Annotated in this window: 15 protein-coding genes and 1 tRNA gene; 4 read left to right on the top strand and 12 right to left on the bottom strand. The window is 62.7% G+C overall.

The window, feature by feature from the left end:
* Positions 1 to 21: 21 nt before the first annotated feature.
* The 3 genes from Q8J98_RS14210 to Q8J98_RS14220 form a co-directional block, all read right to left on the bottom strand.
* The gene (locus Q8J98_RS14210; protein WP_305185759.1) at positions 22 to 1,062 is read right to left on the bottom strand and encodes an ABC transporter substrate-binding protein; all 1,041 of its coding nucleotides are present in this window, start codon (positions 1,060 to 1,062) and stop codon (positions 22 to 24) included.
* A gap of 122 nt (positions 1,063 to 1,184) precedes the next feature.
* A complete protein-coding gene (locus Q8J98_RS14215) occupies positions 1,185 to 2,075 on the bottom strand; it encodes an IS1 family transposase (RefSeq protein ID WP_305294951.1) in 891 nt (296 codons plus the stop codon).
* 101 nt (positions 2,076 to 2,176) lie between these two features.
* A tRNA-Ser gene (locus tag Q8J98_RS14220) sits at positions 2,177 to 2,252 on the bottom strand.
* Between the two features lie 300 nt (positions 2,253 to 2,552).
* Between Q8J98_RS14220 and Q8J98_RS14225 the strand changes: the two genes are divergently transcribed.
* The gene (locus tag Q8J98_RS14225) at positions 2,553 to 3,335 is read left to right on the top strand and encodes a hypothetical protein (RefSeq protein WP_305294952.1); all 783 of its coding nucleotides are present in this window, start codon (positions 2,553 to 2,555) and stop codon (positions 3,333 to 3,335) included.
* 210 nt (positions 3,336 to 3,545) lie between these two features.
* Here Q8J98_RS14225 and Q8J98_RS14230 read toward each other — a convergent pair whose 3' ends face one another.
* The 6 genes from Q8J98_RS14230 to Q8J98_RS14255 form a co-directional block, all read right to left on the bottom strand.
* Positions 3,546 to 3,719, bottom strand: coding sequence for a hypothetical protein (locus Q8J98_RS14230; protein ID WP_305294953.1), 174 nt, complete (start codon positions 3,717 to 3,719; stop codon positions 3,546 to 3,548).
* A gap of 118 nt (positions 3,720 to 3,837) precedes the next feature.
* The gene (locus Q8J98_RS14235) at positions 3,838 to 4,830 is read right to left on the bottom strand and encodes an oligopeptide/dipeptide ABC transporter ATP-binding protein (protein ID WP_305294954.1); all 993 of its coding nucleotides are present in this window, start codon (positions 4,828 to 4,830) and stop codon (positions 3,838 to 3,840) included.
* Complete coding sequence (locus Q8J98_RS14240; protein ID WP_305294955.1) at positions 4,827 to 5,795, bottom strand: oligopeptide/dipeptide ABC transporter ATP-binding protein; 969 nt, start codon at positions 5,793 to 5,795, stop codon at positions 4,827 to 4,829. Before Q8J98_RS14240 ends, Q8J98_RS14235 begins: the two co-directional genes overlap by 4 nt.
* A 1-nt stretch (position 5,796) precedes the next feature.
* A complete protein-coding gene (locus Q8J98_RS14245) occupies positions 5,797 to 6,723 on the bottom strand; it encodes an ABC transporter permease subunit (RefSeq protein ID WP_305294956.1) in 927 nt (308 codons plus the stop codon).
* A gap of 3 nt (positions 6,724 to 6,726) precedes the next feature.
* Complete coding sequence (gene oppB / locus Q8J98_RS14250) at positions 6,727 to 7,650, bottom strand: oligopeptide ABC transporter permease OppB (RefSeq protein ID WP_305185763.1); 924 nt, start codon at positions 7,648 to 7,650, stop codon at positions 6,727 to 6,729.
* Between the two features lie 66 nt (positions 7,651 to 7,716).
* Positions 7,717 to 9,330: a peptide ABC transporter substrate-binding protein gene (locus tag Q8J98_RS14255; protein WP_305294957.1), complete on the bottom strand. Its 1,614-nt coding sequence runs from the start codon at positions 9,328 to 9,330 to the stop codon at positions 7,717 to 7,719.
* A 256-nt stretch (positions 9,331 to 9,586) separates the two neighbouring features.
* On the opposite strand from Q8J98_RS14255, the gene Q8J98_RS14260 reads away from it, so the two are divergent.
* Entirely contained in the window at positions 9,587 to 11,737 is a 2,151-nt protein-coding gene (locus tag Q8J98_RS14260; RefSeq protein WP_305294958.1) for an RND family transporter, read from the top strand.
* Entirely contained in the window at positions 11,734 to 12,216 is a 483-nt protein-coding gene (locus Q8J98_RS14265; RefSeq protein ID WP_305294959.1) for a hypothetical protein, read from the top strand. The genes Q8J98_RS14260 and Q8J98_RS14265 overlap by 4 nt, the downstream gene beginning before the upstream one ends.
* Positions 12,217 to 12,224: 8 nt before the next feature.
* Here Q8J98_RS14265 and Q8J98_RS14270 read toward each other — a convergent pair whose 3' ends face one another.
* The 3 genes from Q8J98_RS14270 to Q8J98_RS14280 all read right to left on the bottom strand — a co-directional run bounded on the left by Q8J98_RS14270 (position 12,225) and on the right by Q8J98_RS14280 (position 13,218).
* Positions 12,225 to 12,587 carry a diacylglycerol kinase gene (locus Q8J98_RS14270; RefSeq protein WP_305185767.1) on the bottom strand — a complete coding sequence of 121 codons (363 nt, stop codon included), beginning with the start codon at positions 12,585 to 12,587 and terminating at the stop codon, positions 12,225 to 12,227.
* A gap of 86 nt (positions 12,588 to 12,673) precedes the next feature.
* Complete coding sequence (locus tag Q8J98_RS14275; protein ID WP_305294960.1) at positions 12,674 to 12,937, bottom strand: DUF6455 family protein; 264 nt, start codon at positions 12,935 to 12,937, stop codon at positions 12,674 to 12,676.
* Positions 12,934 to 13,218 carry a DUF6455 family protein gene (locus Q8J98_RS14280; protein WP_305294961.1) on the bottom strand — a complete coding sequence of 95 codons (285 nt, stop codon included), beginning with the start codon at positions 13,216 to 13,218 and terminating at the stop codon, positions 12,934 to 12,936. Before Q8J98_RS14280 ends, Q8J98_RS14275 begins: the two co-directional genes overlap by 4 nt.
* Positions 13,219 to 13,398: 180 nt before the next feature.
* Between Q8J98_RS14280 and Q8J98_RS14285 the strand changes: the two genes are divergently transcribed.
* The gene (locus tag Q8J98_RS14285) at positions 13,399 to 13,659 is read left to right on the top strand and encodes a hypothetical protein (RefSeq protein ID WP_305185770.1); all 261 of its coding nucleotides are present in this window, start codon (positions 13,399 to 13,401) and stop codon (positions 13,657 to 13,659) included.
* The last annotated feature ends 1 nt before the right edge of the window (position 13,660 follow it).

Raw genomic sequence — 13,660 nt, forward strand, 5'->3', positions numbered from 1 at the left:
CGCCGCTCCGCCGGTTCGCGATCACATGCCGAACACTTCGTTCCAGCGGTCGATCCAGCCCGCCTTGGCGGCGTTCATCGCGGCGTAGTCGATGCGCTTGAGCCCGGCGATCATTTCGGCACCATAGGTCCATTTGGCTGCGGCCTCGGGGCTCAGCACCACGTTCCTGCCCGATGGCGCATCAACCCCCTGCTCGCCGAGCACCACTTGCAGCGCCGGATCGAGAATGAAGTTGATGAATTGATGCGCAAGCTCGACGTTTTCCGCACCCTTGGGAATGTTGACCGTGTTCAGCGTCGCATAGTCGCCATCTTCCAGCTTGGCCCAGACCACCGTCGGCACCGCTGCCTGCAACTGGCCAAGGCTGAAATCCTGCGCCAGCGAAACGGTGATTTCGCCGGTCGAGAACAGGTTGATCATCTCGGAGCCGGTATTGTAGTTCTTCACCACATTCGGTTTCAGCGCCGCCACTTCGGCCCATGCCGGTGCCGGGTCGGCAAAGACCGAGGTGCCCGCCTTGTCGCCTGCCAGCATCACCACCATCGGACCGGCGGTCGTGGTGATCCCCGGCAGCGAGATCGAGGCGGCAAGATCGGCGCGCCAGAGGTCGTTCCAGTGGGTGATCGGCGGCGTCACCTTGGCGGAGTCATAAACAATGCCAACCCGGCCAATCGTATAGGCGGGGCCATAGGCACCCTGCGGTGCCTGCGCGATGTCATGCAGCCCGGCGATATTGGGGGCCAGCGCGCGGTCAACCGGCTGGAACAGGCCTTCTTCGATGCCGATCTGGCTGAAGCTGTCGGTCAGGTAGATGACATCAACGCCCTTGCCATCACGCACCCGCAGCTTGTTCAACCGGTCGGCGTTGTTGCCGGTTTCGAAAACCAGCTCGCAACCGCACAAAATCTGGAACGGTTGCACGATGAACTCGTTGAGCTTGTCACCGTTGAACCCCCACCACGAAATGGTGAGCGTCTTGGCCGAAACGAGTTGCGGCATCGCGGCCGCGGTCAGTGTCAGAAGTGCCGCGCCTGACAGGCGCTTGAGCGAATGCAGGGACATGTGTGACCTCGTGTTGGAGAAGGTGAGCGATCTGGCAGCGGCGGGGTTCGCCCGCTCTGGTGCCGCAAACGCTACTTTCACGCTTCGCCAGTTGCAATGCCCTTTCCCGGCACGGTAGTGTCTCAGTTTGAATTTACTTTTTTCCGGTAAGGCCCGCGCGGCTTGGGTGCAGGTGCGGCGGCGTCGACCAGTGCAACCAGCCATTCCATATCGTGCAGGGTCTTGCTCACGCCAGCAGCCATTGCCGGGGTGCATTTCAGCGTCTTGTGGATGCGCACAAAATTGTAGTGGACGAAGTAGAGCGAGAGCATGTGCAGGTGGTTCGCCACTTTCTTGCTGAAGCCGTTAGTCAGGCGGGTGAACCGACGCATCCCCATGCGCATGGTCAGATTCTGGCGCTCAACGTGCGAGGTGCTGATCATCGCCGGATCGGGCTTGCCAAAGATCGGTTCCTTGATCGCGCCAGTGCATTCGGCGGGGGAATACTTGCGCTCGTGGCCCTTCGCGCCCGTAGGCTCGCCATAGAGTTTGACCAGCATTGCATAGTCGATATCGGCGGCGAAAGCATCTCCCACGGCCTTGAGGTAAGCCCCGTGCCCATCCGTGGTCAGTTGAACCCGGTTCGCCAGACGGTCGGCCAGATCGAACATGAACTCGCGCGCGGTTGCAGCCGAACGGTCGCCAACCTCAAAGGCGACGATCATCTTGCTGTCGCGGTCAATCGCGGTCCACGTCCACACGTCACCAGCGCCATCTGGGGCAGCTTTGGCCTCCGCAACATTCTTGTCCTTGGCATAGACGAAGGACCAGATTTCGTCGCACTGGACCTGAGCCGCTTTAACGTTGCGCACGGTCACGTCATGGTAGGCTGCGCAAGCCCGGCCAGCGTCCTCAAGCAGCTTGGTCACGGTGTTAATAGAGACGCCCGTAATGCGGCTGATCGACCGCATGGACGATCCCTCAACCAGCATGCTGAGGATGGTGACGCGGGCTTTGATGTCGAGCTTGTTCATACCTATATGATATGAACTTTTATGCTTATCGTCAAGCACAATGTTTCCGATTCACATGGCAAGCTTCGTGTGCTAAGCATCAACACACGAAGCTCTGTTGATGGCGCGCCCGGTCAGAATCAAACTGACGACCTGGAGAGTAGCAATCACCCGCTCTATTCGCTGAGCTACGGACGCAAAGTGGTCAGCCCGAAAGCTGACCACCCCTTTCCGACCTAGGGCCGCTGCCATACCTTCCAAGGGATTGGGCAGCGGCCTTTCTATTTTCCTTGGCCCCGGTAGCGGGTCGGCTTCACGCCGAGGCCGTGAACCCTCCTGATCATGGCAAGCCTCCTTTGCATGCCGGTGACTATGAGTGCGCGCAACCTCACTGTCAATGCGAAAAACGAAAGACTCGCATTTTACCGTTGCTGGTCGCAGCGTTTTAGGTTAAGCTATCTATATCGATGTCCTCACGCGTGGATAGGAGCCAGCCAAATGAACGGACAGCCTGAAACCATCCCGGCGGACGACAAGGCGAAACGAGAGCGCTCGACTATCGGCTTTCCGTATATGGACCTGAAGTCAGCGGCATCACTAGCCGAAGCGATTCACGGAAATGTTGGAAGCGGCGAATGTGCTGATGATCAGCTTGCCGCATGGAGCGGCCAAAGTCCAAAAAGCTCGACTTTTCGGGTTCAAGTCTCTTCCGCGCGAATGTTCGGCCTCCTTGGCGGCGACAACACTCGCCATCGGCTGACTGACCTTGGGCGGCAGCTTGTAGACCCTAATCAGGCTCGCGCAGCAAAGGTCAAAGCGTTCCTCAGCGTTCCTCTCTACAATGCCATATACGAAAAATATAAAGGTGGAGTCATTCCGCCGACAGCTGCACTTGAGCGCGACATGGCTCATCTCGGCGTGTCTCAGAAACAGAAGGATCGCGCTCGGCAAGCATTCGAGCGCTCAGCGGAGCAAGCTGGATTCTTCGAGCAGGGGCGCAACCGGTTAGTTCAGCCTGGGGTAAATCAGGGCGCGGCCCTCCCAAAGATGGACACACCAGCCCCCCAAAATGGGCACGGAGACGGCGGCGGTGGTGGCGGCGGGAATACAAAAGACCCGCTAATTTCCGCGCTTATCCAGAAGCTACCAGACACAGGCCCGTGGGGGGCGGAGCAACGGGTAGCTTGGCTAAATTTGATGAAAATGGCCTTTCAGTTGTCCTATGGCCCGGCATCTGAAATCAGTATCAGCGTGGCTTCGGACTCGAAGCCCACCGCTTAGCCGCCGCTGTCTTAGCAATCTCGGCCCTCCGCTCTGGTGTCATGCTGGACGCGCGGGCCTTGCCGCCCTTGCGCCCGAGCGCCTGCGCGGCCTTGTCCTTGCCATCATTATCCGGCGTGTCCTCAACCTCGCCCGTGGCGATCTTACCGATCAGCACAGCTAAGCCCACCGCGTCGGCGGGGCGCTTCTCTCCGTTCGGACCTTTTGGCATTACTCAACTAACCTCACCTTGACATCCCACGATTGCGCCTCAGTGACCCGATGATCATTCTTGAGGTCACCGATGGCCTCATAGAGCGCTTCTTCCCAGGTCTGCGCTTCTTCGTTGAAGACGATAGTAACGTCGCTATCCGGCGGGCTTACTGTGATTTGGTATATTGGCATGGTTCGCCTCCTATGCTTCACGCTTAGCATATAGGAACACGCGGCGCTGGGCGATACCCCTGTCAACCCCGTCAGATTTCAAACTGAGACACTACCCCCGGCACTTCCTGTCGCCAGATCAGACCTCGGCCGGACCGGGAAAATGGCAGGCCACCAGATGCTCGCCCTCAGTCGGTTGCGGCACCGCTTCGGCGCAAATCGCCTCTGCGCGCGAACAGCGGGTGCGAAACACGCAGCCCGAAGGCGGTGCCAGCGGCGAGGGCAGATCGCCGACCAGCGGGATGACCACCTTCTGCCGCTCCAGCACCGGGTCGGGGATCGGCACCGCCGACAAGAGCGCCTGCGTATAGGGATGCTGCGGCGCGCCATAAAGCGCTTGCCCCGATGCCATTTCCATCATCTGCCCCAGATAGAGCACCATCACCCGGTTCGAGATGTGCTTCACCACGCTCAGATCATGGGCGATGAAAATCAGCGTCAGGCCAAGGTCGCGCTGCAATTCCATCAAAAGGTTGATGACCTGCGCCTGGATCGAAACATCCAGCGCCGAAACCGGTTCATCGCAGATCACCAGCTTGGGGCCGACCACCAGCGCGCGGGCAATGCCGATGCGCTGGCACTGGCCACCGGAAAATTCGTGCGGATAGCGGTTGATCTGGTTCGCCAGCAGCCCCACCCGGTCCATGATCGCCTTGACCCGCGCCTTCACCTCGTCGCGCCCAAGTTCGGGGTGATGGGTGCGCAACGGCTCGGCGATGATCTCGCCCACGGTCATGCGCGGGTTGAGGCTGGCGAGCGGGTCCTGGAATACCATCTGGATATCGGCGCGGTATTTCAGCATCGCATGGCGTGAAAGCGGCAGAAGGTCGGTCTTGCCCTGCCAGATGGCGCGGCCGGTGGCGGGCACCATCTGGATCAGGGCGCGCGCCAGCGTGGATTTGCCACAGCCGGATTCGCCGACGATCCCCAGCACCTCGCCCTCGGCCAGATCGAAGCTGACGCCGTTGACCGCCTGCAGCTTGCGCGGCGGGGTCCAGGGCCAGTCGCCCTCGCGGCGCAGGGTGAAGGCAACGTGAAGGTCTTCGACCCGAAGCAGAGGCGCGCCGGTCATGCCATGCCCTCCAGGCTGCGGTTGCAGGCGCGCCAGCGCCCCGGCGCGTATTCGACAAGCGGCGCGAGGGTTTCGGCGCAATCTTCGCCGGCAAATTCGCAGCGCGGAGCGAACGGGCAACCCTGCTGGTCGCGGGTCATGTTGGGCGGGCTGCCGGGAATGCTGTCAAGCTCGCCGCCCTCATGGTCCACCCGCGGAATCGCGCGCAGCAGGCCGCGCGTATAGGGATGCGCGGGCTCGGCAAACAGCGGATAAACCGAAGCCTCTTCCATCACCCGGCCGCCATAAAGCACGATCACCCGTTCGCAGAACCCGGCGATCACCCCAAGGTCATGGGTGATGAGAATGGTGGCCATGCCGAACTCGCGCTGCAACTCGGCCAAGAGCTGCATGATCTGCGCCTGCACGGTCACATCGAGCGCGGTCGTCGGCTCATCGGCGATCAGAAGGTCGGGGCGGCACAGAAGCGACATGGCGATCATTACCCTTTGCCGCATGCCGCCTGAAAACTCGTGCGGATAAAGCCGGATGCGGCCCTTCGCATCGGGAATTTTCACCGCATCGAGCATGCGCACGCACTCGGCCAGCGCCTCCCGCCTGCTCATGCCCTTGTGGTGCACCAGCACCTCGGCCATCTGCTCGGAAACCCGCAAATAGGGGTTGAGCGAGGTCATCGGATCCTGAAACACCATGGCAATGTGGTTGGCGCGGATCGGGTTGATGATCGCGGGCGGGGCGTTGAGAATCTCCTGCCCGTCGAACTTCACCGAGCCGCGTGCCCGCCCGTTCTGCGCCAGCAGGCCCATGATCGCGAAGGCGAGCTGGCTTTTGCCCGAGCCGCTTTCGCCGACTATCCCCAGCGTCTCGCCGCGCGCCAGCGTCAGGTTGACGCCGTTCACCGCATTCACCGTGCCGTCATTGGTGGCGAAGGATACGCCGAGGTCTTTCACGTCCAGCAGGGCCATTTCAGCGGTCCTTCGGATCAAGCGCATCGCGCAACCCGTCGCCGACAAAGAAGAAGGCGAAAAGCGTGATGACGAAGAAGAACAGCGGAAACGCCAGTTGCCAGAGCGTGCCGTAGTTGATGGTACCCGAGCCTTCGGAAATCAGCGCGCCCCAGCTTGTCAGCGGCTCCTGTACGCCAAGCCCGAGAAACGAGATGAAGCTTTCGGTCAGGATCATCAGCGGTACCAGCAAGGTTGCATAAACCGCAACCACGCCCAGCAGGTTCGGCACGATATGGCGGCGGATGATGGTCAGCCGCGAAACCCCGGTGGCCTCGGCCGCCTCGATGAATTCCTTGTGCTTGAGGCTCAGCGTCTGGCCGCGCACGATCCGGCTCATGTCGAGCCAGCTTATCAGCCCGATGCCCATGAACAGCATGATGATCGAACGGCCGAAGACAACCAGCAGCAGGATCAGCACGAACATGTAGGGGATCGACATCAGGATATCGACCAGCCGCATCATCACGTTGTCGGTGCGCCCGCCGACATAGCCCGCGAAAGCCCCGTAAAAGGTGCCGACCAGCACCGCGATGGCAGAGCCCACGATGCCCACCGCAAGGCTGATCTGGGTGCCCTGCACGGTGCGCGCGAACAGATCGCGGCCAAGGTCATCGGTGCCGAAATAATGGCCGTTGGAAAGCGATGGCCCGCCCTTTTCGGCGATCTGCCCCATCACCGAGAAATCGAGCGTCTCGTTCGAATAGGCCGCGATCATGTTGCCAAACACAGCGAAGGCGAGCACGAGCAAAAGCACGACCAACCCGCTGACCGCCGCCTTGTTCTTCAAGAACCGCTTGCGCGCATCAGCCCAGAGCGAGCGGCCCTTGACCTCGTCGCCTGCCAGCCTGTCGGCAAGGCTTTTCATTCGGGTGCTGTCAATGACCATGATCTAGTACCGGATCTTTGGGTCGATCCAGGCGTAGAGGATATCGACCAGAAGGTTGAAGAGAATGGTGAGCGCGCCGACCAGAATCGTTACCCCCATCATCACCGCATAGTCGCGGTTGAGCGCGCTATCGACGAAAGCCTTGCCGATGCCGCCGGTGGAAAAATACATGTCCACCACCACCGAGCCGGTGATCATCGTCACGAAGGCGGGGCCGAGGTAAGAGACCACCGGCAACATCGCAGGCTTCAAGGCGTGGCGCACGATCACCTTGTGCATCGGCAGGCCCTTGGCCTTGGCGGTGCGGATGTGGTTGGAGTTCATCACCTCCAGCATCGATGAACGGGTGATCCGGGCGATCGAAGCCATGAACGAGGTGGAAAGCGCCACCACCGGCATGATCAGGTATTGCCACTGCCCGCCCTCCCAGCCGCCTCCCGGCAGCCATCCGAGCCAGAGCGTGAACACCAGCACCAGAATCGGTGCCATCACGAAGTTCGGCAGCACCTGCGCGCCAATCGAAATGCCGACCGCGAGGTAATCGAGCCAGGAATTGTGCCAGATCGCCGCCGCGACGCCGAGGCTTACCCCGACCACCACCGCCACCACGAAGGAAATCGCGCCATAGGTCAGCGTCACCGGAAAACCCTGCGCGATGATCGCGTTGACCGTGCGGTCCTTGTAGATGAACGAGGGGCCGAAATCGAAATCCGACACGATCCCCCAGACATAGGTCAGCATCTGCCGCCACATCGGCTGATCGAGCCCGTATTTGGCGTTGAGGTTGGCCAGCACCTGCGGCGGCAACCCGCGTTCCGACGTAAACGGGCCGCCGGGGGCGGCATGCATGAGCAGGAACGAAAACACGATGAGCAGCAGCAGGGTTGGCACGGCAATGGCCAACCGCCTTGCAATATAGGCGAACATGGGTCTGATCCCCGACCTGAAAAGGGTCGGGGGCGCGCGGAACCCGCGCACCCCCGGTTGCCTTTGTTACTTGGCGACGCGGTAAAGGTCGCGCGCGTACCAGGTCTGCATCACGTTGGCGGTCGGAATGCCCTTGATGTCGGCGGCAATCATGTCGACCTTGGCGTAATGGTAGATCGGGATCACCGGCATTTCGTCGGCGAGGATCTGTTCGGCGGCCGTGTACATCGGCTGCGGATCAGCGGCGGTCTTCGATTCCTTCATCAGCCGGTCGTATTCTTCCGAGAAGAACTTGCCGTTGTTGTGGCCCGAATACGAGGTGAAGAGGTCGAGGTAGGTCGAGGCTTCGTTATAGTCGCCGCACCAGGCGTAGCGGGCCATCTCGAAGTCCTGGTTCTGCATCTTGTCGGTGTGAACCTGCCATTCCATGTTGTTGAGCGTCAGCTCGACGCCCAGCGGTTTCCAGAATTGCGCAATGGCGATGGCGATTTTCTTGTGCGCTTCCGAGGTGTTGTAGTTGAGCGTGATCTTCAGCGGGTTGGCGGCACTGTAGCCCGCCGCCGCCAGCAGCTCTTTCGCCTTGGCATCGCGCGCGGCCTGGGCCCAGCCCGCGTATTCGATACTGGGCAAGGTGAAGCCCGCGGTCGCCCAGTGGGTCCAGTTGTAGGCCGGGCGCTGGCCGCCCTGCAGCACGGCATCCACGACGATGTCGCGGTTGACCGCATAGGAAAGCGCGCGGCGCACGTTTATGTCTTGCAAGGCCGGGTTGCCCTTGTCGGACAGGTTCATCATGTAGATGTAGGAGCACGAATAGGCCGACGAGGTTGCCACGTCCGGGTATTCGGCCTTAAGCCGCGGGAACTGCCCGGCGGGCACGCCGGTGCGGTCAAGCTCGCCCGCGAGGAACCGGGTCAGCGCCTGGTTTTCGTCGTTGATGGTCAGCGCGGTGACGGTTTCCAGAATCGTGTTGGCGTCATCCCAATAGATCGGGTTGCGTGTCAGCACGACCTTTTCGCCGTGGATATGTTGGCTGAGCGTATAGGCACCGTTGCCTACCAGCTTGCCCGGCTGGGTCCATTCGTTGCCGTATTGCTCCACCGTCGCCTGATGCACCGGGAAGGTCGAGCCATGCACCGTCATCGCCGGGAAGTAGGGCAAGGGCGCGAGGATTTTCACTTCAAAGGTCAGGTCATCGACGGCGCGCACACCGAGCGTATCGACCGCGGCGGTGCCTGCGGTGATTTCCGAGGCGTTCACCACCTGCATCAGTTCCATGTACCAGGCATATTCCGAGGCGGTCGCGGGGTCCGCAAGCCGCTTCCAGGAATAGACGAAGTCATTCGCGGTGACCGGATCACCGTTCGACCATTTCGCATCGGCGCGCAGATGGAAGGTGTAGGTGGTCTTGTCGTCCGAAAGGTCAAAGCCCGTCGCCACGCCCGGCTCCAACTCGCCGGTGGGGCCTTCGTTGAAGAGGCCTTCAAAGAGCGAGCGCACCACGTCGGAACCTTCAACATCGGTGTTGATCTGCGGGTCAAGCGACTTGATCGCATCCAAGAGCCAGTAGGTATAATTCTGGTTGGCAGAAAGCTCTTCGCCGGTAACCGGATGGGTCGCGGCCCATGCGGGCAGCGAAAGCGCCAGCCCGAGAATGGTCGAAAGCAAAAGTTTCGTCTTCATGTCTGTCCTCCGTTTGTGGGGGTTGCCCCCTAACTTGTGTTCCGCAAGGCGCGGAAAGTGGGGGCACATTAGGCGGAGCCGTTGCATTGGTCCATTACGAAATGGGAGCGCAACCAGTTCCGCAGCGTCGCCCGCGTGGCCGAGGCAGCGGCGATCTCACCGCTTGAACCCGCAGCCGATTTCCTCTTACCTGCCGCTGCCCGCGATCCCGCAGGGCTTTGGCCCGCCGTGAAGGCGCAGGGCTTGGGAGAACTGGATGCGGCTTCCCGATCTGGCGCGACTGCTGCGAGCCTGGCAGGCGCATCGGCGCATCGCCATTCTAGCACTCGCGCTTGTCACCCTTGCCGCCGCCTTTGGTGCCATCCGGGTGCGTGCCGAGATCGACATGGCAGCGCTTTTGCACGGCAATTCGCCCAATTACATGGCCTGGAGCGAGGTCGAGCGCCGCTTCGCGCCGTTTTCGCGCGACGAGGTCTATGTGGTGGCCGCCGACAAAGGCACGCTGGCCGAAGGTGACCGGCTTGCGGCGCTGGAAGACCTGCTGATCGAGCTGAACCTCAGCCCCGGCGTTGCCGCAACGCTCAGCATCTTTTCGATGCCCGATGCCACCGATCCTGGCCGCGCCTGGCTCAAATCCGCCACCGCGCGCGGGCTTGATGTGGCCGAGCGCCTTGCCACGCTGCGCGCAGAAAACCCGACCGCCGCCGAAATGATCTCGGTTGACCTTGCGGCAACGCTGGTGCTGGTGATGCCTGCTTCCGGGTACAGCAACGCCAAGGTGGCGGCGGCCATCGCACCCATGGTCGCCCTGCCGCCGCAGGGGCTGACGCTGCGCCCGGCGGGGCTTGGCGAGATGCAGCGCACCATCGCCTTCGGCCTGATCCGCGACCAGATCTGGCTCACCCCCGCCTCGGTCACCATTTGCCTGCTGATCACCTTCTGGCTTTTCGGCTCGTGGCGCGCGGCGGTGATCTGCGGCCTGCCGCCACTTGTCGGGCTGAGCTGGTTCTTCGGCTGGATCGGCTGGGCGGGCATTGCGATGGACCAGTTCATGGCGGTGGTGCCGACGGTGCTCATCGTCTTGTCGTTTTCCGATTGCATCCACCTTTACCATGCCTCGGTCGCCGCCGAGACCGGGCGCGACGATGCCGAGGCGGTGGTGCAGGCGCAGGCGCAGACCTTGCCCGCGGCCTTCATGACCAGCCTGACCACCGCGGTCGCTTTCCTGAGCCTGCTGGTGGTGCAGGCCCCGGCGCTTTCCAACCTGTCGATGGCGGGCGCGGTCGGCATGGCGCTCACCTTCGTTGCGGTAGCGCTGGCGTTTCCGCTGCTCTTCGCCGCGCTTGGTACCCGGCATGGAGAATTGCGCCGCACGTTGCCGCGCTTTGCGCTGGCGCTCGGCGCGGCAAAGGCGGCGGCCGGGCATCCGCGCCGGGTGGTGCTGGCAACGCTGGTGCTTGCCGCCGCCTTGCTGGCAATGGAATCCCGCATCACCACCAGTTTCAGCCTGACCGAATACCTGCCGCGCAAGACCGATGTCGGGCTGACGCTCGACGACTTGGGAAGGCTTGGGCTGGCCAGCGACAGCCTGCAGGTAATCATCGATGACACCGATGGTGTGGCGGGCATATCCGCCGCCGACAAGGCACTGCTGGCGAGTGTCGCGGCCGAGCTCTACGGGCCGGGTGCCGGCAATGCCGATGCGCTCGCCGCCTGGGCGGAAAGCGGCGCGGGCACGCCGCTCCTGCGCCGCTTCGTCGCCGAAGACCGGCTTTCCTATGCGCTGCCGCTGGCAATGGCGGTGGAAAGCGATGGCGGCGCGCAACTGAAGGCAACGCATGCCCGGCTGAGCGCCCGCTTTGCCGAGCTTGGCCTTGCCGACAAGGTGGCGGTGCGCGGTTTCAGCCTGGTGATGATCGAGGAACTGCCGGGGCTGATCGGCAAGCTTCGGCTCGGCTTCTACCTGTCGATCCTTGCCATAACCGGGCTGATCTGGCTGCTGCTCGGCTCAGCGCGGCTGGCGCTGGTGTCGGTGCTGCCGAACGTCATACCCATCCTTTGCGTTGATGCCTGGCTCTACCTTTCCGGCCAGCAGGTATCGCTGACCTCGGCCATCGCCACCACGGTTGCTTTCGGCATCGCGGTGGACAACAGCATCCATCTGCTCAACCGCTTCCGCCTTGCGCCGCCCGGCCCGCTTGCCGCAAGGGTGACATTGGCGCTTGCCCATGCGGCACCGCCGATCATCACCACCACGGTGCTGCTGCTGGGTGGGTTTTCGGTGGTGCTCTTGTCGTCGATGCCCTCGGTGGCCACCTTTGGCATACTGGTGGGGCTGGCGCTGGTGCTGGCTATGGTTTCGTCGGTGTTCCTACTGCCCGGCCTCGTGCGATGGAGCCTCAAATGACCCGTTTTCACCGCCTCGCGCTGGCGCTTGCGCTTTCTGCCCTTGCCGGGGTCGCCGCCGCAGGTGACGTGCTGCGGCTTGGCGATCTGACCGGCGATTGGCAAGGCAGCGGCACCTTCACCCGCGGCGATACCGAGCCGGGCCGGATCCGCTGCAAGATCGGTTTTGCCAGCACGGCGCGCGGCACCACCGTGGTTGACGGGCGCTGCGCCAGTTCCGAAGGCTCTGACGTGTTCGGGCTGGAAATCAGTGCCGGTGCGGGCAGCGCGATCAGCGCGGCAAACCGCATGGAGCCGCCCGCCACCCTTCCCCCGCTGCTCATCGGCACGCTGGAACCTGATGGCCTGCAATTGCAGGGCGAAGGCATCGCCACGCTTGCGTTGCGCCGCGATGGCGAAGCGCTGATGCTTACCATCGTCTCGGGTCTGGCCGAAAAGCCGGGGCGCATGGACGTGCGCCTGCTGCGCGCCCTGCCCTGAGCCTGCGCTCAGCCGATCAGCACCACCAGCCACGCCGCCCCGCCCGCGATCGCGCTCAGCGCCACCGCTGCCGAGCCGCAGTCTTTCGCCTTCTTGGCGCGCGGATCGGTCTTGGTGGACAAATAATCCACCACTTCCTCAAGGCCGGTATTCATCAGTTCCGCCGCAAGCAGCACAAAGCCGAGCCCGATGATCACCGCGCGCTCGGCGGTCTCGATGTCGAGCAGGCAGGCAAGCAGCACCGAGATCACATGCACCGCCGTCCATTGCCGCAGCGACTTCTCGCTTGCCCAGGCAGCCGCCCAGCCCTGCCAGGACCAGACGAAGGTATTGCGCAACCGCCACACCTCGGCACCGAGCCATTTCAACATATCGCCCCCCAGACTTTGCTGCTTGCAAGCCTAAGCGAGGGCGCTTCGCCGCGCCAGATGCCGTGTTGGGCGCATTCAGTCCCCGGTCAGCTGATCGCGCGCAGTTCCGCCAAAAGCTGCGCGTTGCGGCACCAGTCGGGTGCAGCGGAGGCGCGATCAGGGTGCTCCGAAAGAAACGCAAGGCAACCCTGCATGCCGTTGCAGTTGCGGCAGCGTGCCACCATCTCGGCCACGTCGCCCCGCGTCAGCACCCCGTCGCTCAGCATCTCGTTAAGGCTGATGCCCTGCCGCCGCGCCATGCCAAGGGTAATCCAGAAATGCAGATCGGCATCGCCCGCGCGGTTCATCATTTGCCGTCTCCGGCCACGGTTTCGCGCCGCAGCGTATCGAACAGGCCAGCGTTGCGGCACATCTCGGGTGCCGTGGGCAGCGGTGCGGCGCTGTCGAACCCGGCAAGCCAGGCAAGGCAGGCTTCGGGGTCTTCGCAACTGGTGCAGCGCAGCACCGCATTGCGCCAGTCCTCGCCTGCGAGCACTCCCTGCATCAGCGCCTCGCTCAGATCGAGACCGAGGCTTTCCGCCATGCGGCTGAGCAACGCGGCGTGACGGTGAAGGGTTCGCGAAGCAGGCAAGTTTTCACTCCGTGGCGACGGCTATGGGAACAGGATCGGTGTAAACAGCGCCGCAGCGCCATGATTCAGATCAAGGTTGCGGCGGCGGCGGCAAGCACTTGGTCCTTCGCGCTGCTTTTGGTGGCGATCCTTGCCCCGCCACGGGTTCCCATTGCCGCGAAATCGCTTTAGCTTCGCGGCATGTTCACCATCGAGCACGAATTCGACGCCACCGTCATCACCCTCATCGACGAGGGCGACCGCCCCGAAGAGGGGCTGAATGAAGATGTCATCATCCGCGCCTATGAGGATTGCGTGACCATCGAACAGCTCGACCCCGAGACCGGCGAGGAACTGGTGGTGGTGCTGAGCGAGGCACAGCTGCGCGAGCTCGCGGCGGCACTCAACCTGCCCGAAGGGGCATATCGGTTGCGGCCCGACGGCTCGCCCAAATCCGAATAGG

Source organism: Phaeovulum sp., from assembly GCF_030684035.1.
Lineage (GTDB): Bacteria > Pseudomonadota > Alphaproteobacteria > Rhodobacterales > Rhodobacteraceae > UBA6213.